The organism is Kerstersia similis (assembly GCF_965139615.1).
In the GTDB taxonomy this organism is placed as follows: domain Bacteria; phylum Pseudomonadota; class Gammaproteobacteria; order Burkholderiales; family Burkholderiaceae_B; genus Kerstersia; species Kerstersia similis.
In genome coordinates, this window is the sequence record NZ_CBCSIQ010000002.1 from 224,754 (window position 1) to 251,473 (window position 26,720).

The following is a 26,720-nucleotide window of genomic DNA, read 5'->3' on the forward strand; positions in this document are numbered from 1 at the left end:
TCCGTGAGAGATTGCTTGCCAGCCTAATCTCGCATCATGCTTTTGCCTATCCTGGGGCGTGACTTAATCAGCACATCTGGCGCCGACGGCCCAATTGAACGGAAGCCACCACTGTCGTACAGATTGGGTCTGCCTTCAACCCAACCGTACGGCGCACACAGGGCGACAAAGCCACAACACCCAACTGGCCACCGGTAAGGTCGCCAGTTGGGGATGTCAACGTCAGTGAGTGGTGTAGCTGTACTTCTCGACGGCGTTGCATGCAGCACCATTGAGCGTACCGCCGACGCTGTACAGCTGCTCTGACCAGATCGAGGTCAGGTACAAGGTATTGCCCGCCCCTTTGATCAGATTGCTGCTCAGGCATTCCGTTGCCAGCGCGCCGACCCTGGCAGGCATGGGCAGAGAGACATCCACTTCCACGATTTCCTGCCCGATACGGTCGTTGAAGAACAGGCGGTTGCCATCAAGCACCAGTTCTACCGGCTGCACGGCAGGAATATCCGTCACTTTGGTCAGGACATATTCCTGATTGACCGGGTCGTAGGCGCTGACATCATAGATGTACAAGCCAGCGCCGAATGCTGCCGCAGCCGTTGCAAAAGCGCTTTGGTAGGCAGCCAGCGTACTTGCATCAGGAGCATCCGGAACCGTCATCAATTCATCCGGATCCCAATCGCGGCTGTTCAAGGCATAGATGCGCGTCGGCTCACCGCTGGCATTTTCCTGCACCACCATATTCAGGAAACTGATGGGCTGGGTCGGCGCGCTGCCCGACGCGAAGCTGAAGTCCACGATATCGTCAGGCGTTCCATTATTCAGCGTAATGCGCCGGAAGCCACTGCCCCCGGTGTAAGTGGCATGAGGCGTGACATAGATCGCGTGACCGCTGGTCGCATTGGGAATGACTGGAGCGACGCTGGGGTTCAACAGATTCGTCACACCATCCACCAGATCTGGGCTGAATTTTTTGAGTTCAAGCAAGGCGTTGGGATCATGAATATCCTCTTCATCACCCCGCAAGGCAGCAATGACCTTGGCGCTATCCGGACTGTATTTGATCAGCCGGCTGCGGGTGATTTGCCCCACGGCCAGGGAGTCCGGGTTGCATACCCCGCTGGCGCTGGCCATCGTTCCCGGCGAATTCAGGTTCCAGCGCAGGACTTTACCCAGGAAGGTCAGGCCGCCAACCAGTTCGCCACGGCTGGCGGAGTAGTCCATGCCATGCAGTGGCTGGAGAAAGGCTGTCCAGGTGCTGGCATTCCAATCAGGACGAGCCGGATTAACAGGGCGAGGCTGGGGACCAAATTCCTCCAGAATTTCCACTCGCTTCAGGAAGAGCTGGCGCTCGCTGGCTGTCGGCAATACATACGGCGCGCATGCCGGAAATGCCCATAGCTGCGTCTGGCTGGCATCGTTGGCACTGTCTGGAATACGCAAGAAGGCGGGATAACCGGTAATGTCATACGCAAAGCCCTCCTCTGTATTTGGCGCTGGCTGAAGAATATTGTCCTCGTCCAGCCGCGGAGCTGTATTTCCCGGATCATCCGCACGCGTCGCAAAAAACGCGACATAGACGGCATTCCCCATGCCATTTCCTACTTCACTGCCCACGTGCACCATTTGGTAAGGCTTATCCGCCGGCTTGGCACCGGAATAGACCTTGCCTACCTTGGTGATGCCTGCCTGGGCGCCACCTGCCGCCAGCAAGCCTGCCAATACGGATAGAACCACTGCCTTGCAATTCATGACCTTCATGATGACTGCTCCATAGAGAGATAACACCATGCCGGGAAACAGGCGGGCCTGACTCCGTCCGCCGACGGGACTGCGGCTGCTGCCATGGCATCCGACTGATATCCGTCAGGCGGGGGGATGCCGATATAGATAAAAATAACAATGAGTCGTATTTTTATCATTTTATAAACCAGAAGTATTGGAAGGCACTGATACAGGGCAGGTTATTGAAGAATTTACTTTAATAAGATGGTCTGACCGCCAGAAGCAGGCTTGGCGGCCCCAAACCTGCTTCCATGTGCGCCAAGGTTTTCAGAAATACCTAACAGGCGTTCAGTCCGATCCCAGCACAGGCGCATCCAATGCGTCAGAGCCGAACATCAGGCCATATGCCACCCCTTTTGATCCATCTTTCGAATCCAGGTAATAGCGGTACGCCATGACGGCTTCGTTGGTATCGGTCAGGAATAAGGCGGAATCGGCATGTCCGCCCTCTCCCCAACCGCTGGTGAAGGAAAAGCCGCGATTGCCGCCCGCTTGAACTCCCTGATGGTTGCGAGCATAAAACGCGCCGTTCTCATAGCCGTAGGCCTGAACACCCGCAGCTCCAGCCGGATTGTCACTATGCCGGCAGGCTTGCACCGAGCGCGTCAATGCAAAATCGTTGAATGACAGATTGGTGAATCTGTACTTCAGCACTTCGCCGGTTACGATCAGCCCGCGCACAATCAGATGCGGCATGTCGCGACGAAACTCAGCGGCGTTATCCATGTTGTAACCAGGATGAAAGTCTCCGGTGTCCCTATTGCGGTACGCCCCATCTACATAGAAATAGTCTTCGCATAAAAAGTAGGCCTGCCCTGCGACCCCTTGCCAAGCCATGACGTCTCGCGGCAAATAAGCATATCGGTTGATGCGCGTTGGCCATCCGATGCGGGTTTTCATCGGCGCAGCATTACTGGCATGTGCAAGCGCTACATAACTATTTCCAGACGTAAACGTCCCGGCCCACGGACCATCTGTCTGCTGCCAGACGGCATTCTGTTGCCCATGGGCGGCCGGTGCGCTCTCCAGAGCAATACCCCGGCCGGACTTACCACCTGCCTTGTCATTCAGATGAAAGGCATAGGCGATCACCAGGCTGTTGTCTTCATCCAGATAGAAATCCGCGTGGCCCGAAAGCCCATTGCGATTGAAATTGCCCTGGGCATCTAGCGGACTTTTCAGCGGTGTGCCTATGCCGCTCAGCACGGCATATACCGCGCCGTCCGCGACCTCGAAGGTCAAGTCCAGGTTGGTCGTTATCCGGTTGCAGGTATTCATCACATGCCGGACATCCTTGGTACTACGCCCCAGCCGTCCGGCCGCATCCAGTTTGCGCAAGCTATCGTGCAGCAAAAAGGTGGTATTGGCATCCAGCTGGCTGTCCATTTCAAGCGGCCAGTCACTCATCATGGTATCCATGTCGCACACGGCAAAAGCCACATCCTTGTAGGCCACGCTGCGCGTCACTCGGCGAAACTCACCTGTCTCATCCTGGGGCCGGAACCAGGCCAGCTTGTTGAAGCGCCGTGCCGCCGCGTAGGGCTTGCTGCTGCCGTCTGCCTCCACGGAATGCCAATGAGGCGTCCGGGTGAAATCGGTGGACACGATTTCACCGGGTGCATTGGTACGCAGCCCCACATGGCTGCCTGAAGCATCACGGTAGCGGTATAGAGCCAGCAAATGGCCTTGCCGGTTATGGAAAAGGCGCACTTTGCCAGACGCAGCGGCATCCCCGAAGCTGCCATCCTCAGCAACGTCATAGCTTTTTTGCTGACCAATGAGGACTTGTGTACGCTGGTTGCTTACCTTCACCTGCAATGCCATTTCATTGCCAGGCTGGCAGCCGTCCAGCGCACGCGCCAGATTTGCATCAGCGACAGCTGCCGCTTGTGGCGCCAGTGCCTGAGCATGGCGCAGATAGAACACCTGATTATCCGCCAGCGCAGGCTGGCCAGGGTCCGCCACCAAATAATTGGCCGGCTGGCTGCAGGCCACATATGCGATATCAGCAATTCCCTGGGCATAGCTGGCATCGCTCCCCACGGGTAGCCGCGTGGGCGACAAGGGTTCCATGGCGTGTTCCAGCATATAGCCCAATGGCTGCCGATCAGCACCCAGCACCGGGTGATAATCCAGCAAGGTGCGTTGCAGCTGCGCATTCCAGGATTGATAACCGCTGGTATAGCGATTACTGACACCGGCACTCTGCGCGCCCTGCCCCTGGTCGAACAGCACGACACGCCCGAATTTACTGCTGCCCCTGTCCAGATAATGCATGGAGATGACGGCTGCCAGCTGGCCGCTTTGCGGATGGCGGTAAAACTGCACATACCCACTGTTCTGGCCGCGGTTTTCATAACCGTAGCTGCCTGAATAACGGCCATCCGCGTCTATGGCATAACTGCCGAATTTCAATACGCCGGCAACATTGGTAATGCGGCGGCCGAGGTAGCCGCTGTCTTCGGTGCTCAAGGCCGCCGCATCGTCGCAACTGACCAGCAAAGGGTCGGCCAAGGTAAAGTCCGGCGGCAAGTCACCCGCGGCAATCGGCGGACCATAGGCCAATATGGCGTTCTGCTTTGCCGTTGTCGAGTTGACGCGGGTACTGGATCCGCACAGCGTATAGACCAATCCCGGCAGTCCGGCATATTCCCGGACGCCTTCTACCTTGCCGCTGCCAGTTTTTGAAAATTCGATGGGACGGCCTGCATCTTCTTCATCGAAGCTGAGTTCGTAAGCGCGCGCCACGCCCTGGGCATCGTAAAGATCCCTGGGCTCAAAGACACTGTGCCAACCTTCATACTGCGAGCTTTCAATGGCCAGATCGTTATTCTCTGGATCGCTGACGCTGCAAGCCTGCAATAAGCAGCAGACCAGCAGAAGGCCCATGGATCGTTTGAAATTTGGCTGCAAGCGGGCCTTGTCGCTCAAGTAAGCCATGGAGGAAAGCCATTCAGGTGTGCCGAGCCGCCGGGCACGCGACCGCACACGCCCCGGCAGAGAAAGATGAACCATTTTGTATTCTCCGTGCACCGCTGTAGCCACCGTGGCAAGCGGCGCCTGATACCGAAAGGCCGATGCCTTCCGGCCTGCGTCTGCTTAGTGCATCCGTGGTACCAGTCGGCCTTGCTCCAGGCTCAACTCAGGGTCATAACGCTTGTTCAATTCATTGGTCACGGATTGCATCCAGTGCCTGGCCGAGCCGAATGTCAACGAATTGTGTCTTCCGGTATAGGACCAGACGGCATTTTTTGTATAAGTTGCCAGACTGGATAGATTCGATATGTCCACCGCCTCGTAGGCCGCCCATTGTTCCTGTATGTCCGTATATTTTTTTGTCACCAATGAAATGTAACGATCGGTGTTCGGGTCTTGTGCAGCATTCTGAATATATTCATTAAGAAAGGCCACGCCTTCCGCCAGGCTGGGATTATTGATTGTTGTTTCAGTTGGCACATTGATGACAAACCAATCATTTTCCTTCCATTGAACCAGGCATTGCATGCTTTCCGTACGTACATTGGGCACCTTGGTACCTTTCTTCGCAATGGAAAAACGATTCTGACACATCATGGGGTAAGTTTTGTTTGTTTCCTCCAGTACATCAGAGTCGTAAATCATAAAGCCTGTATATACAAAATCTCCCAGAGAGAAGTCGGTTCCATTGCTGCCAGAATAATTATTATTCCAATCACCCTGGGTAAAATAACGCCCATACAATGAATACCCTTCCCGTGAATTGTCGGCTGCATCAGTTTTGAATAAGATAGCCTCATCAATTGCCCAGCCATCCCGAAATACACTAGGGGTCCGTGATAATTGCCTAACATCTTGCGATAGGATGATGAAAGGTAAATTCAGGTAGGTTTCATTTACCCCTTCTGATTCATTTTGTTTTCTTTGAACGCGCGGATAGCCTACTAATATGGCACCGTAATCTGCGACGAAGGCACGGCCTGACTCATCAAGCTTCAATGCGGAGTCCCGCGTTTCATAAAAAAATGGGATTCCTGCTGTCTTTAAAGCAGGATATGGCATTTCATAATATCCATCAGGATAAACAAAAGGGGCATAGATATTTAAATCCGCAGGAATGCAATCCTCTCCGCATGTCACAAGCTTCGGCGGATTAATATAAGAATCCAGCGTCCAATCCCCCAGCTTGCTGATATTCCCCACCCCCAGTTGCTCGACGCAATTGCCAACAACGTTTTTGCAGGCACCCACACTGACAGGGGCTTCTGGTTCCGGTTTTCCCGGTTCCTCCGTACCCGGCCCGATAGGGTTGGCGGTATCACTATCGCCACCGCCTCCGCAGCCATATAGAGCCACTGCCGCCACACTGGCAAGCGCCAACCGGGTGAAATAAGACATTTCGAGTTCTCCAAAAGGATTTCCAGCCGCAGGCGGATCCGGCCTACGGACGTCACAACGAAATGCATTATCATTATTACGATTGATTAATCCAATCGTAAAAACGATTATCAACAAAAAACGGGAAAACTCGCTGCTTCGACGCTAATGCGAGGTGAGAAAACTCCGGGCTTTTAGGGGCGGCGTTGGCGGACGGCCAAACAGAAATATACTGGATACAAAACCAGTCATTGAGGCCTGAACCATGCCGCCGTCTATGCAGCTATCCACTCGCGCCGCTCTGCGGCAGGACTATCTTCCTTCCGGCAAAGAAACCATCATGATCAAGCCCTCTTCGCCCTCCTTGCGTCCCTGCCAGCGCAAAGTTTTACCAGCGAAAGCCCTGGACATGCCAGTTGCCAATCGCCAGATACGCAGCCGGGATGACCTGTCCTTTACCCGCCGAGATGCCGGCGGACGGCTGATCAACTGGATGGTGCCTCAGCGCGCCGGCGAGTGGCATGCGCACTATGGCATCGGGGAAAACTGGTTCGACGAAATCGTGCAACTGGCGCGCCACGACCCGGAAGAAGCCTATACCGCGCTGCGCATGGCCGGGCCATTGCTGCTGCCATACATGAATTTCGGCCATGCCGAAGGTTTCTTCAATAGCATGGCTCAGTGGGCGGTTGCAGGCATACTGACGGCACAAGGCCAAGATCCAGCCTTGCCTTTCAAATTGCCGTCGCTGGGGGATACCGTGCATCCCGGCATGCCCTTCTATCGCCAGTCGTCGCCTGACACGCCGGCGCCATAGCGTACCGGGCGGGCAGTCACCTGCCCGGCCACGACCGCCGGTTTGCAATTATTCCGTCTTGCCCGTGGACGTACGCTCAACTGCGGCCACCAAGCCATCCACGATGCCGGCCAATGGCTCGGCCCATGCGGGCACAGGTTCTTTGGAACGGCGCAATACCAATTGTGCAAGCCTGCGCTGCGCCTCACTCGCGCTGTCATAGTGATCCAGCAGGTCATCCTGCTCCGGTGTCAGAGGCAAACGGCTGCTGGCGCCCTCTTCCTCGTTCCTGACACCATCGAGCAGCCAACGTATGGGGACGCGATACAGCGTCGCCAGGCGCGGAATGAAGGTCGAGGTCGGCTGCTCGCCGGTTTCAAGCGCAGACAACGTGGACTGCGCCATGCCTGCACGATCGGCCGCCTGTTTTTGCGAATAGCCCGCTTCCAGCCTGGCGTCGCGCAGGCGTTGTCCAAACTTGGTCATATCGGAATCCTGATCGAAATTTCCGAAATTATTGATATCGGGATTCTGATAGGAACAAAAGCCGCAATGGCGATTGGATGATAATCATTATTCCGATAGCATGGGGAACGCAATTCAGTTAAGAAACCGTTCCAGGCCAATATGTCATCCACCACTTCCCTGGCGCCGTCAGCCACTCCCCTGCTCAACACCCTGGCGGCGCTCACTGCTGCAACGCTGCTCAGCGCGACCTCACAGGTTCGGGCACAAGCTGTCGTGCCGGACCCTGAAACCGTCACCGATTTACCTTCAGCGATCCAGCCCGAGCACACACCGGCTAACCCTGCCAATCCTGCGGTATCGGGCGTCACCTCGAATCACGGCGTGACGGAACTGGACAGCGTCACCGTCGAAGGGCTGTATCAGCGGCGCCAGACGACTGGTCAGTCCGTCATTTCTTCCGAGGACATCCGCAAGATGCCAGTGACCAACGACCTGGCCGAGATCATCCGCAAGCAACCCGGCGCAGCCCTCACCACGGCTTCGACTTCGGGCCAGTATGGCAACAAGCGGCAGATATCCTTGCGTGGCATGGGGCCGGAAAACACCTTGATCCTGATTGATGGCCGCCCTGTGCTCAGTCGCAATGCTGTACGCATGGGATGGCGCGGCGATCGCAATACACGGGGTGACACCAATTGGGTGCCAGCAGAAATGGTCGAGTCGATTCGTGTCATACGCGGGCCGGCGGCGGCCATTTATGGCAATGGCGCCGCAGGAGGCGTCGTGAACATCATCACCAGGAAAGCCGGTGACACCTGGAATACCTCGCTTTCCACCACGCACACACGGCCGCAGGATGGCAAGGAAGGCGATGGGCAGCGCTACAACTTCAGCCTGATGGGTCCGTTATCGGACACACTCTCGCTACGCCTGTACGGCAACTACAACCGCATCGAGGAAGATGCCTGGGATATCAATCGCGAACATGAGGGCGACCGCAGCGAACTGCTCAAAGGTACGCATTGCGACGTCTATGGCAACCATTGCCGTACGGGCTACTACTCCTACGTCAAAACCTTTACCGCAGGCCGGGAAGGCCTGGTCAACAAGGATGGCGATATCCTGTTGAGCTGGCACCCATCGGCCAGCCAAACCGTGGCTGCCGGGTTTACCTATGGCCGGCAGGACAATCTCTATTCCGGCGAATCTGCCTACAACAATATTCAGAATGGCCAGATCGTCATCGATGGATTCAAAGACCCGCGTTACAGCCAGTATGGCGGCAAACAGGTGTACTACATGGGGACGGATGTCTCTGATCTGCTGGGCAAGACGACCAACAGCACGACGCGCAAGGCCTACTCCCTGAGCCATGATATCCGCTGGGATCATGCCAGCTTGCGCAGCTTCGTGCAGGTAGAAGATACCGATATCGACCGGTTGGTCGAAGGCCTGGCTGGCGGTGGTGCCGGCTCCCTGTTGTCCAGTACCACCAGCATCAGCCAAAAGGCGCTGACTTCGCGCACCCGCAGCAGCCTGCGCAGCACCACTCTGAAAAGTGAATGGTCCCGGCCTTTCGCACTGCTGGGCATGTCGCATTTCTTGACGGCCGGCATCGAATACCAGCACAGCCGCTTGACCGACCCCGAATCCATGTCGCAAAGCCTGCAGAACCTCAAGTTCAGTTTCAATGTCCCTGGATTTGACCCTGACCGTGCGCGCAGCCCACATAGCGCCGCATCTATTTGGTCCGTTTTCCTGTCCGATGAAATCGAACCCTGGGCAGGCGCCTTGCTGACCCCGGCCGTGCGCTACGATCATCACAGCCTGATCGAGAGCGCCATCAGCCCATCGCTCAATCTGCAACAGCAAGTGGGCGGCGGTTTTACGCTGCATGCCGGTGTTGGCCAGACGTACAAGGCGCCGAACCTGTACCAGTTGAACCCCGACTATCTGCTTTACAGCAATGGCAATGGTTGCTTCCACTTGCAACGCCGCTCCTATAGCGGCCAGGAACAGGTATATCGCTCACCCTGCTTCCTGCAAGGCAACGACAAGCTCAAGCCCGAAGCAAGCATCAATCTGGAACTTGGCCTGGCCTATCAAGGCGAGCGCTTGTCCGGCACCTTGACCTACTTCCACAATGATTACCGCAATCGCATCGAAGCCGGCACCAACCGGCGGCATTCGGAAAATACCTATACGCCTGACGGCCTGCTGGATCTGCTCAGTATCGACATCTATCGCTGGGTCAATGTCCGCAAGACCTTGCTGGAAGGCCTGGAAGGCTCCGTTCAATGGGACATCACTGATACGCTTCAGTGGAACAACGCGTTCAGCTACATGCATCGCTTCGAGACCTTTGACAAGGATCTGAGCAACGCCTATTACACTGCGGCGATCGAAAACACCATCAACGAAGGCAGGGCCTCCGACCTGATCGCCGTGCTGCCCAAATACACCCTGGTCAGCAATCTGAGCTGGCAAGCCAGCCCGGCGCTGATGCTATCTGTCACCGGCAGCTTCTATGGCAAGCAGAAGCCCGCACAGCTCAATGAGCACAACGTGGGAGACGGCTACTTCGCGCAAGATCTGGGGCGCGACGACCGTCGGGCGTACATGATCCTGGACTTCGCCGCCTCCTATGATTGGAGCCGCTACATGACGGTGTCCGCAGGCGTCAAGAACATGCTGGATCGTCGCCTGTATCGCCTGGGCAATGCAAACAGCTATAACCTGGCATCGGTTCGTGGCGCTGGTGCCAACACCTATAACGAACCTGGGCGCGCTTTCTATATGGGCCTCAATGCCCGGTTCTAACAGGCCGCCGGCTGCACCGCATTGAAGCAGAAAACGCACTGCACCGGCGCATCGCTGCGGCCTATTGGTGCAGGCCCGGGAATTCTTCAAGTCTGCAGCCGATTGAGGTAATTCCGGGCCAAACCCGCTGGCCGGGCTGCTTTATGATGACAGGCATGTCGCGCTCGGAATCTGCCACCATGCCTGCCCAACCTGACCTGTCTTCGATCAAAGAACGCCTGCTCGCCAGGCGCGCTGCTGCCATTGCGTCTTACCGCGAACATCGTCGCCCCGATGATCTGCTGCATGAGCTCCGGCTGATTGTTGACCAGGCTTTGCGATCGTTGGCAAAGGTATGCCCCTTGCCTGCGGATGCAACGCTTGCCGCAGTCGGTGGCTATGGACGAGGCGAACTCTATCCTTTTTCCGATGTGGATCTATTGCTGCTGCTTCCTCAGGCGGCCAGCGCCGAGGATGAGGAAAAGCTGGCTCATTGGGTGGCGGCACTTTGGGACATAGGCCTGGAGCCTGGGCACAGCGTGCGTACCGTCGAAGAATGCTGCAAAGAGGCGGCCAGCGACATCACCATTGAAACCTCCATGCTGGAATCCCGCTTTCTGCTGGGCAGCCGTCCCTTGATGCGCCGCTTCGAGGAGGCCATCCAGCAACAACTGGATCCGCGCCGTTTCTTCCAGGACAAACAACTGGAAATGGAACAGCGGCACAGCCGCTATCAGGATACGCCTTACGCCCTTGAACCCAATTGCAAAGAATCTCCCGGGGGGCTGCGTGACCTGCAGGTCATTCTCTGGATGGCGAAAGCGGGAGGATTTGGCGACAACTGGCGCGCCATCGCACGCAATGGCCTGCTGACCGACACCGAGGCCCGCGATTTGCGGCGCGCAGAATTGGCCTTCAAGGAACTGCGTATCGAACTGCATTTGATCGCTGGCCGCCGCGAAGACCGGGTGCTGTTCGATTACCAGGCGAAACTGGCCGAGGCCTATGGCATTGGTGCCCATGGCATGCGTCGGGCCAGTGAAGTCCTGATGCAGCGTTATTATTGGGCGGCGCGGCTGGTGACCCAGCTCAACACCATTCTGGTGTTGAACATCGAACAGCGCCTGTTTCCCCCCATTGGCCAGCTGTCGGTTCCGATAGACGAAGACTTCAGCAATGAAAACGGCCGCCTGGCCATTCGTCGTCATGATGCGTTTGAACGCAAGCCCGCCCTGCTGCTGCGCGCCTTCCTCTGCCTGCAACAACACCCCGAGCTTCACGGCATGACCGCCGCAACCTTGCGGGCGATCTGGCACAACCGCGACCGCATCGACGCCCAATACCGGCGCAACCCGGTGAATCGTCGCTTGTTCCTGCAGATACTGCAGCAACCTCGCGGTATCGTGCATGCGCTGCGTGCCATGACCATGCTGAATATCCTGCCACGCTATCTGCCGGTATTCCGCCGCATTGTCGGCCAGATGCAGCATGATCTTTTCCACGTTTATACGGTCGATCAGCATACGTTGGCGGTTATCCGCTACCTTCGGCGTTTCACCATGGCCGAGCATGCCCAGGAATACCCCCTGGCCAGCCAATTGATCGCGACGCTGGACAGACACTGGCTGCTGTATGTTGCAGCCCTGTTCCACGATATCGCCAAAGGCCGGGGCGGCGACCATTCGGAACTGGGGGCGCGCGATGTCCGGCGCTTTGCCATCGATCACGGCCTGGATGGCGAAGATGTCGAACTGGTGGAATTCCTGGTGAGACAGCATTTGCTGATGTCCACCGTCGCCCAGAAACGGGACTTGTCAGACCCAGAGGTCATCCGGGCGTTTGCCCAGCAGGTTGGCTCCGTTCGACGCCTTAAGGCGCTTTACCTGCTAACCGTTGCGGATATCCGTGGCACCAGCCCTAAGGTCTGGAACGCCTGGAAAGGCAAACTGCTGGAAGACCTTTACTACCGCACCCGCGAAGCGCTCGGCGGCAAGGATCCCGGCGATATCGACGCCGCCTTGGCACGCCGGCGCCAGGCTGCCATCGCCATCACCCAGGAAGCCGGGCTGCCCGATGCTGCGCGGGAGAATTTCTGGCGGCAACTGGATGTTGCCTACTTCCTGCGACACGACGCGGATGAAATTGCCTGGCACGCCATTCAGCTGCATGACCACGTTGCCGATACGCAAAGCATTGTCCGGGCACGCCCCGCCACCGGTGACGAAGGCCTGCAGATCCTGGTCTATACGCCCGACGGCAATGATTTGTTCATGACCCTGTGCGCTTACTTCGATACCAGCAATTTCAGCATTCAGGACGCACGCATCCATACGACACGCCAGGGCTGGGCACTGGACAGTTTCATCGTCCTGTCTGCCTTTCCGGAACATGATCTGCAAGCCCAAGCACGCCATGTGGAAAAGGAACTGACCGCCTGGCTGTCGCGTCGGCGTCATGAAGACTTGGCGGCCCCGTCATGCTCGCTGCATGGCAGATTGCGGCAATCCCGCCGGTCGCAAGCCTTCCCTTTGCGGCCCCATATCGAATTGCAGCCCGACGAGCGCAGCCAATCCTGGCGGCTGAGCCTGGTAGCCGCCGATCGTCCGGGCCTGTTGCATGATCTGGCCCAGGTATTCAGCAGGCACGAAATCAACCTTCAGACAGCGAAAATCATGACTTTGGGGGAACGCGTCGAAGATATTTTTGTCATTGACGGGGCGACGCTGGAAAGCCCGCGCAGCCAGATGCGTTTTGAACGTGATTTACTGGATATGCTGGGTGGCCGCTCTCATACTCGGTCACAGGAAACCGCACTGGAGCTTCCCGGCACGCGTTAAGCTGCGCACTGCGTGGCGCTATCCAGGCCCGCCCTGATCGTTCTGACGGAACACTTTCCACCTTTCGCATCACTGATTATGAAACTCTCATCACGCTGTCTGCTGCTTCTTGTCGCCGTGTTATCTTTTGCTGCGGTCGGTGCAGCGCTGATCGCCCAATACATGTACGACCTGCAGCCATGTGCCTGGTGTTCCATGCAGCGTCTGATCTACCTGGTGCTGGGGGTATTTGCCTTGATCGGCGCCTTGATCCCGGGCCAGGGCGTGGGCCGCCGTATCGCCGGCACCGCCGCGGCACTGCTGGGAATTGCAGGCATCGTGGCAGCCTGGTACCAGCACAGCGTGGCGGCACAGATGTTTTCCTGCGACCGTACCTTTGCCGATCGGCTGATGATTGAATCCGGCCTGGAAGAAGGCGCCAGCTGGCTGTTCGGCATCTATGCAAGCTGCATGGATGCGACGGCCTATGTCTTCGGAATAGAATTCGCGCTCTGGAGCCTGGGATTGTTTGTCGTACTGACCCTGGCGCTGATCTGGGCCTTGTTCAAACGTACTTGATCAGGCCTTCAGCGGTATCTGTAAACCCAATTTCAGGCAACCGAGCGCTACGGAAGTCCGAAAACGCCGTACGTTTTCGTCTCCACCGAACAGGCGCTCGGTAATCGCCTCAAAATCAGCCATGGTGGATGCCGTCAGCACCAGCAGATAATCGGCTTCCCCGGTAATGCTGTAGCACTGCTGCACTGCCGCTTCGGCCTGGATACGGCCACGCAAGCCCGCTGTTTTGGCGGGATGTTCGTCATGGACATGCACCTCTACCATGATGGTCAGGGGGCGCCCGAGCAAGCTTGCATTCAACACCGCTGTTTCCGCCAGGATTACCCCGCTATCACGCAAACGTGCAATACGCCGCTGCACCGCAGGCGCGGAAAGGTTCACGGCCTGGGCGATCTCCCGCTGTGCGGTCGTATTGTCGCGTTGCAGGATATCAAGAATGGCCAGATCAAAATCATCCATGCTCAGGTTGCCGCTATCCCGCGGGACGGAGGCGCTCGTGCTTTTTACGGAAGACACCGTAGTCGGTGTGGAAATCTTGTTTAACGGTGCCATATCGAGTGAAAGTTGCATGGGGCAAGGCTAATTAGAGCCGATATTTCCAGTATGGCGCAATAAAATTGCGTCATGTCCCAATCTCGTTACTCCGCCTTCCTGCCCCTGCTGGCCATCCTTGGTTCTGTCGCCTGCCTGGGCATAGGAACCTCATTGGCCAAGCGTACCCTGTTCCCTTTGATCGGCGCACAGGGAACAACCGCCATACGCGTCGGTTTTGCCGCCGTATTGCTATTACTGTTCTGGCGTCCCTGGCGCTGGCGCCTGACACACCGCGATACCCGGGCCATCATCTTTTACGGCCTTGCCCTGGGTGCCATGAACCTGTGCTTTTACCTGGCGCTGCGCACGATTCCATTCGGTATTGCCGTGGCGATTGAATTCGCCGGGCCGCTGGCGATTGCCATGCTGGCCTCGCGGCGGCTGCAGGATTTTCTTTGGGTCGCGATGGCCATTGGCGGGTTGTGGCTGCTGCTGCCATTGGGCCATGATGTCAGCAAGCTCGATCCCGTTGGTGTGATGTACGCTTTGGCCGCTGCATTCTTCTGGGCCACCTACATTGTTTTCGGCAAGCGTGTCGGCCATCTGCATGCCGGCCTGTCCGTGCCGTTGGGCCTGGCTGTTGCCACCTTGCTGGTGGTTCCGGTTGGTGCGGTGCATGCAGGCCTGGCACTGCTATCCCCTTGGGTGCTGCTGATCGGCCTGGGCGTAGCGCTGATTTCCAGTGCCATACCGATGATGCTGGAAATGGTGGCGCTCAAGCGTCTGCCCTCCCAGGCCTTCGGCATCATGATCAGCATGGAACCCGCGGTGGCTGCCTTGCTGGCGCTGATCCTGCTGGATGAACACCTGACGGCCCTCCAATGGCTGGCTATCGCCATGATCATGTCGGCCTCCATGGGATGCGCCTATTCCGCGCATCAGCAACGGCGCAAAACCGTCCCTGAAGCGGGGCTCTCCGCACCTTGACACGCAGCATGCCCACGGTTTTCAGAAGGCCTGTATCTTGACGCAAAAAACCCGGCAAAGCGCAAGGCTTTGCCGGGCGGATGCTAGCCTTGCTGCCCACCCCCAGAAAATTCCCGGGCATGGACGCAAGCAATGCGGACGGTTCAGGCAGCCAGGGGTTCGGGCGCCAAGGATACCAACAGCTCACGCCATGCAGCCAGTTCCGGCTTGCCCGGTTTACGGGCACCGAAGAACTGCGCAATGATTTCGCCGTTGTCGGCGTACAGTTCGAGCGAAGTCACCCAACCGTCGCTGGTCGGCTTGTTGACGATCCATGCCGAGGCGATGGCCGAGGTCTTCAGGTGCAGGTTGAAATCGGGATCCAGCACGTTGTACCAGTCGCCCATGGTCTTCAGGTTATGCACCGGGCCGCTGTGGATCTGGATCATGCCATGGTTACCCACGAAGCACATGATTTCCGTTCCGGTAGCCGCCGAGCCTTCCAGCACGCGCTGCAGCGTATCGGCCGGCACTTCCTGGGCCAGATCCTTGCCTGCCGCATGCAGCGCACCCAGGCGGCTGACCTTGAAGCGCTTGAGCAAGGGGAAAAATTCGTGCGTGTCTTTCATGTCCAGCCAGGCGCTGCGCAAAGCCGCTGCATCGCTGACGGTATCCGGTTCGACCGGCGTTTCGATAGCGGACAGCTGCGGCCACACCGGTTCGGCTGCACGGAACTTGGCGACCAGGGCTTCATACGCCTGAACATCGCTTTGCGGCTGCAGATAGACCTTGTGCACGGCAACGCCAGCGCGGTCAAAGAACTGCAGGCTGCGCAGTTCACCTTGCTTGACATCCCAGGCCGAGGCCCAGTCTTTGAAGAAGACGCGCAAGTCGATATCCGGGCCCAGCACCAGGCCAACGGGGCCTTCCGCCTTCACATCCAGATAGCTGCCTTTGCGCTCGTGCACGCACCAGTCATTGCGCGTCAAGGCCATGACGCGGCCCAGGCTGCCCAATTCGCGGAAAACATCTTGCGGACGTTCGTAAGACAGCATGGTGCTCTCGACACCACCAGCGCCAGCGGCGACCAGCTCGACTTCAGTAACGCCCAGTTCCGTCGCCATATCACGCGCGCGCAGTTGCGGCCGCGCCTGCTTGAGTTCGTCGTAACGGGCGCGCAACGCCTGGGCGCGAGAGGAAAAATCAGTATTGGTCATAGGATTTCCTGAAACAAACACAGCTGGGATGGGGCCGGAAGCCAGTCGTGCAGGACTTTGGGCAGCCTGCCCCATCCGCGCTTCCGAACCATGCCCTGAATATGGCATGGCAGCATTCTACCCAAGTAATCAGTGGCGGCGGCATTCTATGTGCGCACCGCCGCAGGATGCCGGAAAACATCCCGGGACAGGCTCAGGCCGCAACATGGGCTGCGGCCCGTGTACAGGGCGTTTCCGGCGTACTCATTCTTTGCGTGTGCCGTCTGAATCTGCATTGATGGCACTGGCCTGCGTGATATTGCTGCCAGGCGGCACGCTATTCGTCAGCCAGACGTTGCCGCCGATAATCGAGGCCCGGCCAACGGTAATCCGGCCCAATACGGTCGCCCCGGCATAGACCACGACATCATCTTCCAGAATCGGATGGCGTGGCAGGCCTTTCTTGAGCGCGCCGTCCGGCGTGGCCGGAAAACGTTTCGCGCCCAGCGTGACGGCCTGGTACAGACGCACCCGTTCGCCGATGATGGTGGTTTCACCGATCACCACGCCTGTGCCGTGGTCAATGAAAAAGCTGCCGCCAATCCGGGCACCCGGATGAATGTCTATACCGGTATCCGCATGGGCGATTTCAGCGATGATCCGGGCCACCAGCGGCGCATCCAGGCTATACAGCACATGCGCGAGCCGATGATGAATGATGGCCTTGACGCCTGGGTAGCTCAGCAGGACTTCATCCACGCTGCGCGCCGCCGGGTCGCCCTGGAATGCGGCAATGACATCGGTATCTATCATGCGGCGTACCTCAGGCAGGCTGGCCGCAAACTTACGGGCGACATGATGCGCCTGATGCGCCAGTTCTTCGCACGGCGCATGGCGCTGACGCGCCAGATAACTCAGCTCCAGCAGCACCTGACGTTCCAGCTGCCGCATCGCATTGGCCAATGTCAGCTGAACATAGGCGTCCTCGTTATCCTCGTGCAGGTCCAGGGGTCCCAGGCGCATGGGAAACAAGGCGCCGCACAGCATATTGACGATGCCGCGAATCTCTTCCACGGAGGGAAACTCGCGCGCGCCGCCCACTTCGCGCAAGCGCCCGCTGCGGCTGCGCCAATCCCGGCGCGCATCGCGCAGGCTGGCAACGATCTCTTGCAATTCCCAACCGCTCTCTTCCTGGCAGGGCGATTGCCGGATCTCTGGTTTGTCGGTCGATACACTCATGGGTATATCGTGCTCCCTATCTGCTACTCGGGCCATTAGCCGTCATGGATTGCCATCTGCCAGCCGGAACCGGCAGATGTTTGAAACAGCCATCGTAATGACTCTCGGGCCCCTGAAGGATTGAAACCCTGCCGCCGGCAAGGGCAAGCCCCCCCGATGTCAGGCGCCGAGATAAGCTTTGCGAACCTCGTCGTTGGCCAGCAAGTTGGCGCCGCTGTCAGCCAGCACGATGCGCCCGTTTTCCAGCACATATCCGCGATCCGCGACCTGCAGCGCCTTGTTGGCGTTCTGTTCGACCAGGAATACGGTAATCCCCTCTTCCCGGATGGTACGAATGATGTCGAAGATTTGGGCGATGATCAATGGCGCCAGACCCAATGTCGGCTCGTCGAGCAACAGCAATCTGGGCCGGGACATCAGCGCGCGGCCGATGGCCAGCATCTGCTGCTCGCCGCCGGACATCGTACCGGCACGCTGGCCGGCGCGTTCCTTCAAGCGGGGAAACAGAGAGAAGGCATGCTCTATCCCTTCATGCATTTCGTCCCGATTGGCAAAAAAACCGCCCATCTTGAGGTTGTCGAGCACGCTCAGATCGGGAAAGACTCGCCGTCCTTCCGGCGAAATGGCAATACCGCCACGCATAATGCGGTGCGTTGGCTCTTTGCTGATATCCCGGCCTTCGAAAAGCACCCTGCCGGATGTCGCTCGGGGCGTGCCGCAAATCGTCATCAGCAGCGTCGTTTTGCCCGCGCCATTGCTGCCGATCAGCGTCACGATCTCGCCCTGCGCAACTTCCACGCTGACATCGTCCAAGGCCTGGATGGCGCCATAGTGGGTATGGATATTCTCAAGCTTTAACATCATTCCTCACCCAGGTATGCCTTGATGACGCGCGGATCGTTGCGAACTTCGTCAGGCAGGCCGGTAATAATGGGTTTGCCATGCTCCATGACCAGGATGCGGTCAGAAACGCCCATCACCAGCTTCATATCGTGTTCGATCAGCAGCACTGAAACATTGAATTCCCGGCGCAGCCGATTCACCAGCCCCTGCAGCTCGACCTTTTCCTGCGGATTCAGGCCAGCCGCAGGCTCATCCAGCATCAGCAAGCGTGGCTTGGTAATCATGCAGCGTGCGATTTCCAGGCGGCGCTGGTGCCCGTAAGCCAGGTTGCCTGCCTCGCGGTTGGCGTACTGCAGCAAGCCCATGAATTCGAGCCAATACACTGCGCGCTCCTGCGCTTTCTGTTCCGCACGCCGATAGGACGGCAGCTTGAGCAGCCCGCGCAGCAAGCCGTTTTCGACCTGGGTATGCTGAGCCACCAGCAGGTTTTCCAGCACCGTCAGCTGCTTGAACAAGCGCACGTTCTGAAAGGTACGCACCAGGCCATACCGCGCCACCTTATGACTGGGCAGGCCTGCAATTTCCTGTCCCTGCATCTGCACGCTACCGCTGGAAGGCCGGTAAAAACCGCCAACGCAGTTGAACACCGTCGTCTTGCCGGCGCCGTTGGGGCCGATGATGGCGAACACTTCTTCCGGCTGGACATCGAAGGCAACGCCATCCACCGCCAGCAACCCGCCAAAGCGCATGCTCAGGTCTTGGACACTCAACAGAGGCGCGCTCATTTCTGCAACTCCACATGCGGACGTTGCACCGGCAGCAAACCTTGCGGACGCCATATCATCATCAACACCATGACCAGACCGAACAGCAACATGCGGTACTCGGCAAACTCCCGTGCCACTTCCGGCAGGATCGTCAGGATAATGGCCGCCAGGATGACGCCGATCTGCGAGCCCATCCCCCCCAATACCACCACCGCCAGAATCAATGCGGACTCGATGAAGGTAAAGGACTCCGGATTGACCATGCCCTGACGCGCCGCATAGAACGCACCGCCAAAGCCGGCGAAGGCCGCGCCCAGCGTAAATGCGGACAGCTTGATGCGGGTCGGATTCAAACCCAGTGAGCGGCAGGCGATTTCATCCTCGCGCAACGCTTCCCACGCACGCCCGACAGGCATGCGCACCAAGCGGTTGGAGACATACAGGGTGATCAGCGCCAGCACCAGCGCCATCAGATACAGATAGATCATCATGTGCTGGGAATCGAAATCCCAACCCATCATCTGATGGAAGCTTTCTCCTTCGCCTTTCACCCTGCGCGTCATTTCATAGCCGAACACGGTGGGCTTGGGAATACCGGAGATACCGTCAGGGCCGCCGGTCAGCGTGGTCATGTTGACCAGCAGCAAACGGATGATTTCACCAAACCCTAGCGTTACGATCGCCAGATAGTCACCGCGCAGCCGCAACACGGGGAAACCGAGCACAAAGCCGAACAGGGCGGCCATCACTCCGGCAAGCGGCAAAGCCTCCCAGAACCCCCAGCCATAGAAGTGATACAGCAAGGCGTAGGTATAGGCGCCCACCGCATAGAAGCCGACAAAGCCCAGATCCAGCAGGCCGGCAAAGCCCACCACAATATTCAGCCCCAGGCCCAGCATGATGTAGATCATCACGACGGTACCGATATCCACCTGGCTGCGATTGCCGAAGAACGGCCAGATAAAGGCCAGCAATATCAGCAGAATGCCCAGCCAGCGCTGGCCGCTAGCCGGCAAGACAGGCATGCTGGGCGTCTTGACGCCGCCAAACAGACGCGCCAGCAAGGGCTTGAATAAATGAAAAACGAAAACGATGCCGCAGCCCAGTACCACCAGATCCCATTCCGGGTTCAACGTCATCCCGGCCCCCTGGCGCACCAGCTGCAGGCCGAACACCGGCGTAATGATGACCGCCGTCATCAACGCCGCAATGATTGCGTTCTTGAAGGAGTTTGCCATCAGACTTTTTCCACTTCCGGTTTACCCAGCAGTCCGGTAGGACGGAACAGCAACACCAATACCAACAGTCCGAAAGCGACAATGTCCTTGTATTGCGAGGACAGGAATGCTGCAGCAAAGGTTTCCGCCAGCCCCAGGATGACGCCGCCCAGCATGGCGCCAGGTATGCTGCCGATGCCACCCAGCACGGCAGCGGTAAACGCCTTGATGCCAGCGATAAAACCAATATAAGGGTTGAGCTTGCCGATGGTAATGGCGATCAGCACCCCGCCTACGGCGGCCAACATGGCGCCCAGCACAAAGGTGAAGGAAATCACCCGATTGGTGTCTATCCCCAGCAGATTGGCCATGCGCATATCCTGCGAGCAGGCACGCGAGGCTCGGCCCATCCGGGAATGCTTGATGAACAGCGTTAACCCGACCATCATCACGACAGTGACCACAATGATCAGGATGCGCGAGTACGGCAACATGACGTCAAAGCCGGACAGATGGAACTGCAGCCCGCCGGAAATCAGCGCAGGCACGGCCATATCGCGGGAGCCCTGGCCCAAGGCGACCCAGTTCTGCAGGAAAATGGACATACCGATCGCGGAAATCAGGGCAACCAGCCTGGGCCCGCCACGCACCGGCCGGTAAGCAATGCGCTCGACGGCGAAGCCATAGGCGCCTGTTACCGCAACCGAAACAATCAGCATGATGGCAATCACCAGATACAGCGGCATGCCTGTCTGTGTACCGATGGCCGTCAAGGTGACCAGACCGACATAGGCGCCGATCATGTAGATTTCGCCGTGGGCGAAGTTGATCATGCCGATGATGCCATACACCATGGTGTAGCCAATGGCGATCAGCGCATAGATCGCGCCCAGCGATAAGCCGTTGAACAGCTGCTGGACAATTTGTGGGAGAAGGTCGGACATAGGAAAAAACTCAGCCTGCGCAAACCCCGGCACAAGTGCATGCAAGGGTTTGCGTGCGGATGGAAACGATTGGAAGCAACGCAAGCTGCGATGCCAAAACGGCAATTCTACATTCCCCTACTGCCATTGCCGTCTTTCAACAGGCCAATGAATAGCAGGTTTAGTAGAAACCCTTAAACAAACGTTCCCTAAGAACCCTGGCTGAGTTCTTCGGCACGACGCGCCGCAGCGGCCATGGCGTCGGCCACGATCGCGGGCCATTCGCGCTGCTCGAAAACCTGTAGGGCGGCCGCAGTCGTACCGCCAGGAGAAGTAACGCGCTGGCGCAGCACGGCAGGCGTTTCACTGGATGCAGCAGCCAGTTGCGCAGCACCCAGCACCGTCTGAATGGCCAGCGCCTGGGCATCCGCTTGTACCAGTCCCAGCCGCTCACCCCCAGCGGTCAAGGCTTCGATCAGCAGGAAAATATAGGCCGGTCCGCTACCGGACAAAGCCGTCACGGCATCCAGCTGTGCTTCCTGCTCGACCCAGGTCACAGTTCCCACGGCAGCCAGGATGGATGTCGCCAAATCCCGCTGCGCCTGCGGTACCGCTGCGCTGGCATACAGCCCGGAGGCCCCGGCACCGACCAGGGCCGGCGTGTTGGGCATGCAACGCACGAGCCGCAAGGCCTGCGCGCCGGCCAGCCATTGCTCGAAACGCGCCAATGTAATCCCGGCCGCAATGCTGATCACCAGCGTGCCGGGCGCCAGCCATGGACGCGTGGCCTCGACCACCTGCGCCATGACCTGCGGCTTGACGGCATAGATCCAGACATTGCATGACCGCAAGGTTTCGTCAGCACTGGCTGCCGCCGTGCTGCCCAGGCCTTGCCAGCGCGCGCGGATGTCTTCGTTGATATCAACGACATGGATATGATCAGCGGGACACAGCTTGCCCGCCAGCCCGGCACCCAGCGCAGCGGCCATATTGCCGCCGCCGATAAAGGCAATTCGCAAATCGCTAGACATGAAACACTCCCCCTCTTCCTGCCCCCGGCAGGTGCTAGTGTTATCCCAGCATGGTTTCCAGGAAAATCCCGGCAAAGACCGCAAAGCCGAACCAGGTGTTATTGAGAAACGCGCGGAAGCAGGCTGCACGATCGCGCCCGCGTATCCAGACCAGATGGCGCAACGCAATCATGGCCGCGACGGCCAGACCCGCCCAGAACCAGCTCTGATAGCCCTTCATGCCGCCGAAAATCCCCAGCAATGACAGTGTCGCCGCATAAAAGAACGCCACCATCGTCACATCCCAGGAGCCGAAGGTCACGGCCGAGGTCTTGAGTCCGAGCTTGATATCGTCCTCGCGATCCACCATCGCATATTCCGTATCGTAGGCAATCGCCCAGCAAACATTGGCAGCCAGCATGATCCAGGCTTCCAGCGGCAGCGCATTCTGCACCGCAGCGTAGCCCATGGGAATGCCAAAGCCGAAGGCAATCCCCAGATACGCCTGTGGGATGGCAAAAAAACGCTTCATCAGCGGATAGGTCACTGCCAGAAACACCGCGGGCAAGGACAACCACAGCGTCAAGGCATTGAGCGGCAAAATCAGGATCAACGACACCAGCGCCAGCGCGGCGGCAACCAGCAGTGCCTCTTTGCCGCTGATTTTGCCTGTGGTCAGCACCCGCTCCTGCGTACGGTCAACATGCCGATCGAAATCACGGTCGAAGTAATCATTGACGGCACAACCAGCAGAGCGCATCAATACCGTGCCGATAACGAAAACGATCAGGATGTACCAAGACGGCCGGCCTCCGCTGGCGGCCCAGAGCGCCCACAAGGTGGGCCATAACAGCAATAGCGAACCGATAGGCTTGTCCAGCCGCGTCAGCCGGGCATACAGGCCCAGCCGCTGGAAAAAATCAGGCTTCAAGGCTTCCATGGTCATCGAATAAATCCCCCTCCGGCACGGCACGGCCCGCATTTTTCGAACGATTTCATTGCGGTCAGCGCCAGTGAAGCGCACATTGTAACGGCTGCCCGATGATCGTTCAGCGCCGATTCAATGCTGAGCCTGACGCGACATGTCCGACGGAACGTTACGATGCGGATTGACGCGACGGCATCCACGCCCGGATCCGCGCACGGGTCGTTCAGCGCTGCATAATCGGCCACAATCCCGCACAGAAGCAAAGGCAGGCCAGCCCATCCCTGATGCTGTGTCCGCGCCCATGACAAGGAGAGAGATAGATGTCACAGCTGCCCCCTGTGCTCAGCCGGCTGAGCCTGCCCGTCATTGCATCACCGATGTTCATCGTCAGCACGCCCAGGCTGGTCATTGCACAGTGCAAGGCCGGCATCGTCGGATCCATGCCTGCGCTCAATGCACGGCCAGCTGCGCAGCTGGAAGATTGGCTGGCAGAAATCACTGAAAGCCTGGACGCCCATAACCGGGCCCATCCAGATCAACCGGCGGCTCCGTTCGCCATCAATCAGATCGTCCATCGTAGCAATGAGCGGCTGGAACACGACATGGCTTTGTGCGTCAAGTACAAGGTGCCCATCATCATCACCTCCCTGGGAGCCCAGCCGGAGATCAATCAGGCCGCCCATGGCTATGGCGGGATCGTCCTGCATGATGTGATCAACAACACCTTTGCCCGCAAGGCCATCGCCAAGGGTGCCGATGGCCTGATTGCCGTGGCCAGTGGCGCGGGCGGACATGCCGGCACCAAGCATCCGTTTGCATTGATCGAAGAAATCCGTGCCTGGTTCGACGGGCCGCTGGCGCTATCTGGCGCCATCTCCACCGGTAATGGCATTCTGGCGGCCCAGGCTATCGGCGCAGACTTTGCCTATATCGGTTCGGCTTTCATCGCCACCGAGGAAGCCCGGGCTGCCGACGCGTACAAGCAAGCCATCGTCGCAGGCAGCTCCGACGACATCATCTATACCAACTACTTCACCGGCATTCATGGCAACTACCTGAAACCGTCGATCATTGCGTCAGGCCTGGACCCCGACCACCTGCCCGTCAGTGACCCGACGCACATGAATTTCGGCGCAGACCGGGCCGCCAAGGCCTGGAAGGACATCTGGGGTTGCGGCCAGGGCATAGGCGCCGTGCAACGCGTGCAAACCGCCGCCGACTACATCGCCCAGCTGCAACGCGAATATGACCAGGCGCGGCGACGGTTGGCGCTCTGACACGCCCGGCACCCTGAGCGCCAAGTCGCCGGGCCTGTGCCCAGACACTCGGGGCGTCAGCAGAAGTTAGCGCATCCCCATGAAAAACCCCTCGACCGCCTTCGCATGGCGGTCGAGGGGTTTGCTGGTTTGCGTCCCCCCTTGGCGGAGGGATGCCAGGCTTACTGCACCAGCTTCTGGCTGCCGTCGGAGTGCCAGGAATAAACGGAGAACTTGAAGTCGTTCAGGTCGCCTTGCTTGTTCCAGGAAATGTCGCCGATCGGTGTCTTGAAGCTGTTGGCGTGCAGGTACTTGGCGATGACCTCGGGGTCTTCGCTCTTCGTTGCGTTGATCGCATCAAACAACGCCTGCGTGGCGGCATAGGCCTGCAGCTGGAAAGCGCCGCTGGGATTGCGACCCTTTTCCTTGAAGAGACGCACCACTTCCGCATTGGCCGGATCCGAGCTGAAGTCGGCCGGCAAGGTCAGCAACATGCCTTCGACCGCTGGGCCGGCAATGGCGTTGATATCCGGGTTGCCCGCGCCCTCAGGGCCCATGAAGCGTGCCTTCAGGCCTTGCTCCGCCGCCTGGCGCAGCAACAGGCCGAGTTCGGGGTGATAGCCGCCGAAATACACGAAATCAACACCCGCCGACTTCAGCTTGGTAATGACGGCGGAATAATCGGTGTCGCCAGCATTGATCCCTTCGAAGACGGCCACATCAATGCCACCGGCCTTGACGGTATCGCGTACCGCAGTAGCAATGCCCTGGCCATACGATTGCTTGTCATGCAACACCGCAACCTTCGAGGGCTTGAGCGTTTCGACAATAAACTTGCCCGCAGCCGGGCCTTGCTGGTCGTCACGACCGATCGTGCGGAAAATGAATTCATAGTCCTTGCCGTCGGTCAGCGCGGGCGCCGTGGCCGAGGGCGAGATCATGACCACGCCTTCGCTGTCATAGATATCGGCGGCGGCAATGGTGGCGCCGGAGCAGACGTGGCCCACGACGAAACCGATACCGGCATTCACCACGTTATTGGCCGCGACCGGGCCTTGCTTGGGTTCGCAGGCGTCGTCGATCACTTGCAGTTCGACCTGCTTGCCGTTTACGCCACCCTTGGCATTGTATTGCTCGACCGCCGTGAACACGCCTTCGCGCACCATATCGCCATACTGCGTCACCGCACCCGTTACAGGGCCGACAACGGCAATTTTCAGCGTATCCGCATTCGCGGCAGCCGCCAAACCAAACAAGGAGAACGCAATCGGTGCCAGTTTGAATACAGCTTTCATGTAACGGTTCCTCTAGTGATGCAATAGGGATGCGATGGAAGGAGCAGGCCACCTTTTGCGCGAGAACGCGCCGCGGGGCGTCCCGCCTCATGGTTTGAGCATACACGATGCCACGGCCACGCGGACGCCCGGCCTAACCCTAAGACTGTCGATTTCATGTAAAGCAATGTGGATAAACGCCGGGCTCGCCTACCCTCGGAACCAGGAAAGCCGCGCACCTCGGCTAACTTGTGGCCAGCCGCGAAACCCTGGCAGTAGCCTCTTCCATATATATCTTTGAAGCATATACAAAGGGCGAATTATTCGTTTGAGTTGCGTTCCCCGGCCTGCATCATGATCGGCATGCGACTTCAGACCATCATCATCCCCGGCTGGCGCAACTCTGACGCCGGCCACTGGCAAAGCCTCTGGGAAAGCCGACTTTCCAATGTCGTGCGTTTGCAGCAGGCAGACTGGGACACGCTTTCGCCGGCGGCCTGGGTGGAAACACTGGCGCGAGCCATCAGTGATTCGCCCACGCCTGCGCTGCTGGTTGCGCACAGCCTGGGCTGCATCACAGTGGCTCATTTGCCTGCCAGCCTGCAACGCCGTGTGGCGGGTGCCCTGCTGGTTGCGCCCGCCGACATCGAACGGCCCGGTGCGCATGAATCCTTGCGCCAGTTCGGCCCGATCCCGCTGAATCCATTGCCCTTCCAGAGCGTCGTCGTTGCCAGTGACAACGACCCCTACTGCACCCTGGATCGTGCCCGCCTGTTCGCCGACGCCTGGGGCAGCCGCTTGAATATTCTCCCGGAAGCCGGCCATATCAATAGCGCTTCCGGTTTCGGCAGCTGGCCCCAGGGCTTGAAGATACTGACGGCCTTGCGCCGCCGCGCCAGCTGGCGCCTGGTGCCTCCGGCCCCGAGAATTCCGCCCGTACCGGATCGTACGGTACACACCTAAGCCGCCGGCAG

The 26,720-nt window shown here is 58.6% G+C and carries 21 protein-coding genes; 7 read left to right on the forward strand and 14 right to left on the reverse strand.

Annotated elements, in window-relative coordinates:
• Window positions 1-222: 222 nt before the first annotated feature.
• The 3 genes from ACNA1V_RS02330 to ACNA1V_RS02340 all read right to left on the reverse strand — a co-directional run bounded on the left by ACNA1V_RS02330 (window position 223) and on the right by ACNA1V_RS02340 (window position 6,156).
• Window positions 223-1,758, reverse strand: a complete 1,536-nt coding sequence (locus ACNA1V_RS02330) for a hypothetical protein (protein WP_415831967.1) — start codon at window positions 1,756-1,758, stop codon at window positions 223-225.
• 312 nt (window positions 1,759-2,070) lie between these two features.
• Window positions 2,071-4,722: a hypothetical protein gene (locus tag ACNA1V_RS02335; RefSeq protein WP_415831968.1), complete on the reverse strand. Its 2,652-nt coding sequence runs from the start codon at window positions 4,720-4,722 to the stop codon at window positions 2,071-2,073.
• Window positions 4,723-4,881: 159 nt separating this feature from the next.
• On the reverse strand, window positions 4,882-6,156 hold the full coding sequence (locus ACNA1V_RS02340) for a hypothetical protein (RefSeq protein ID WP_415831969.1): 1,275 nt from the start codon (window positions 6,154-6,156) through the stop codon (window positions 4,882-4,884).
• A gap of 319 nt (window positions 6,157-6,475) precedes the next feature.
• Between ACNA1V_RS02340 and ACNA1V_RS02345 the strand changes: the two genes are divergently transcribed.
• Window positions 6,476-6,952 (forward strand): hypothetical protein, encoded by a 477-nt coding sequence (locus ACNA1V_RS02345; RefSeq protein ID WP_415831970.1) that lies wholly within the window; start codon window positions 6,476-6,478, stop codon window positions 6,950-6,952.
• A 48-nt stretch (window positions 6,953-7,000) separates the two neighbouring features.
• Here ACNA1V_RS02345 and ACNA1V_RS02350 read toward each other — a convergent pair whose 3' ends face one another.
• Window positions 7,001-7,417 (reverse strand): helix-turn-helix domain-containing protein, encoded by a 417-nt coding sequence (locus ACNA1V_RS02350; protein ID WP_415831971.1) that lies wholly within the window; start codon window positions 7,415-7,417, stop codon window positions 7,001-7,003.
• 141 nt (window positions 7,418-7,558) lie between these two features.
• On the opposite strand from ACNA1V_RS02350, the gene ACNA1V_RS02355 reads away from it, so the two are divergent.
• From ACNA1V_RS02355 to ACNA1V_RS02365, 3 genes are all read left to right on the forward strand, one after another.
• Window positions 7,559-10,219 carry a FepA family TonB-dependent siderophore receptor gene (locus tag ACNA1V_RS02355; protein WP_415831972.1) on the forward strand — a complete coding sequence of 887 codons (2,661 nt, stop codon included), beginning with the start codon at window positions 7,559-7,561 and terminating at the stop codon, window positions 10,217-10,219.
• Between the two features lie 179 nt (window positions 10,220-10,398).
• Window positions 10,399-13,035, forward strand: a complete 2,637-nt coding sequence (locus ACNA1V_RS02360; RefSeq protein ID WP_415831973.1) for a [protein-PII] uridylyltransferase — start codon at window positions 10,399-10,401, stop codon at window positions 13,033-13,035.
• Window positions 13,036-13,113: 78 nt separating this feature from the next.
• Window positions 13,114-13,593: a disulfide bond formation protein B gene (locus tag ACNA1V_RS02365; protein ID WP_415831974.1), complete on the forward strand. Its 480-nt coding sequence runs from the start codon at window positions 13,114-13,116 to the stop codon at window positions 13,591-13,593.
• Here the strand turns inward: ACNA1V_RS02365 and ACNA1V_RS02370 are convergent, their stop codons facing one another.
• Window positions 13,594-14,052 (reverse strand): Lrp/AsnC family transcriptional regulator, encoded by a 459-nt coding sequence (locus tag ACNA1V_RS02370; RefSeq protein ID WP_415832030.1) that lies wholly within the window; start codon window positions 14,050-14,052, stop codon window positions 13,594-13,596. It abuts the gene before it with no gap.
• A 165-nt stretch (window positions 14,053-14,217) separates the two neighbouring features.
• Between ACNA1V_RS02370 and ACNA1V_RS02375 the strand changes: the two genes are divergently transcribed.
• Window positions 14,218-15,114, forward strand: a complete 897-nt coding sequence (locus ACNA1V_RS02375) for an EamA family transporter (protein ID WP_415831975.1) — start codon at window positions 14,218-14,220, stop codon at window positions 15,112-15,114.
• A gap of 143 nt (window positions 15,115-15,257) precedes the next feature.
• Here ACNA1V_RS02375 and ACNA1V_RS02380 read toward each other — a convergent pair whose 3' ends face one another.
• From ACNA1V_RS02380 to ubiA, 8 genes are all read right to left on the reverse strand, one after another.
• Window positions 15,258-16,310, reverse strand: coding sequence for a hemin-degrading factor (locus tag ACNA1V_RS02380; protein WP_415831976.1), 1,053 nt, complete (start codon window positions 16,308-16,310; stop codon window positions 15,258-15,260).
• 243 nt (window positions 16,311-16,553) lie between these two features.
• Window positions 16,554-17,528 carry a serine O-acetyltransferase EpsC gene (gene epsC / locus ACNA1V_RS02385; protein WP_415831977.1) on the reverse strand — a complete coding sequence of 325 codons (975 nt, stop codon included), beginning with the start codon at window positions 17,526-17,528 and terminating at the stop codon, window positions 16,554-16,556.
• Between the two features lie 159 nt (window positions 17,529-17,687).
• A complete protein-coding gene (locus ACNA1V_RS02390) occupies window positions 17,688-18,389 on the reverse strand; it encodes an ABC transporter ATP-binding protein (protein ID WP_415832031.1) in 702 nt (233 codons plus the stop codon).
• Window positions 18,389-19,156, reverse strand: a complete 768-nt coding sequence (gene livG / locus ACNA1V_RS02395) for a high-affinity branched-chain amino acid ABC transporter ATP-binding protein LivG (protein WP_415831978.1) — start codon at window positions 19,154-19,156, stop codon at window positions 18,389-18,391. The genes ACNA1V_RS02390 and livG overlap by 1 nt, the downstream gene beginning before the upstream one ends.
• Window positions 19,153-20,376, reverse strand: a complete 1,224-nt coding sequence (locus tag ACNA1V_RS02400; protein WP_415831979.1) for a high-affinity branched-chain amino acid ABC transporter permease LivM — start codon at window positions 20,374-20,376, stop codon at window positions 19,153-19,155. The genes livG and ACNA1V_RS02400 overlap by 4 nt, the downstream gene beginning before the upstream one ends.
• Window positions 20,376-21,299 (reverse strand): high-affinity branched-chain amino acid ABC transporter permease LivH, encoded by a 924-nt coding sequence (gene livH / locus ACNA1V_RS02405; RefSeq protein WP_415831980.1) that lies wholly within the window; start codon window positions 21,297-21,299, stop codon window positions 20,376-20,378. Before livH ends, ACNA1V_RS02400 begins: the two co-directional genes overlap by 1 nt.
• A gap of 188 nt (window positions 21,300-21,487) precedes the next feature.
• Entirely contained in the window at window positions 21,488-22,309 is an 822-nt protein-coding gene (gene proC / locus ACNA1V_RS02410; protein WP_415831981.1) for a pyrroline-5-carboxylate reductase, read from the reverse strand.
• Between the two features lie 40 nt (window positions 22,310-22,349).
• Window positions 22,350-23,234 carry a 4-hydroxybenzoate octaprenyltransferase gene (ubiA, locus tag ACNA1V_RS02415; RefSeq protein ID WP_415831982.1) on the reverse strand — a complete coding sequence of 295 codons (885 nt, stop codon included), beginning with the start codon at window positions 23,232-23,234 and terminating at the stop codon, window positions 22,350-22,352.
• A gap of 302 nt (window positions 23,235-23,536) precedes the next feature.
• On the opposite strand from ubiA, the gene ACNA1V_RS02420 reads away from it, so the two are divergent.
• Entirely contained in the window at window positions 23,537-24,493 is a 957-nt protein-coding gene (locus tag ACNA1V_RS02420; RefSeq protein ID WP_415831983.1) for an NAD(P)H-dependent flavin oxidoreductase, read from the forward strand.
• Window positions 24,494-24,654: 161 nt separating this feature from the next.
• Here ACNA1V_RS02420 and ACNA1V_RS02425 read toward each other — a convergent pair whose 3' ends face one another.
• On the reverse strand, window positions 24,655-25,767 hold the full coding sequence (locus tag ACNA1V_RS02425; RefSeq protein ID WP_415831984.1) for a branched-chain amino acid ABC transporter substrate-binding protein: 1,113 nt from the start codon (window positions 25,765-25,767) through the stop codon (window positions 24,655-24,657).
• Window positions 25,768-26,109: 342 nt separating this feature from the next.
• On the opposite strand from ACNA1V_RS02425, the gene ACNA1V_RS02430 reads away from it, so the two are divergent.
• On the forward strand, window positions 26,110-26,709 hold the full coding sequence (locus ACNA1V_RS02430) for an RBBP9/YdeN family alpha/beta hydrolase (protein ID WP_415831985.1): 600 nt from the start codon (window positions 26,110-26,112) through the stop codon (window positions 26,707-26,709).
• Window positions 26,710-26,720: the final 11 nt, after the last annotated feature.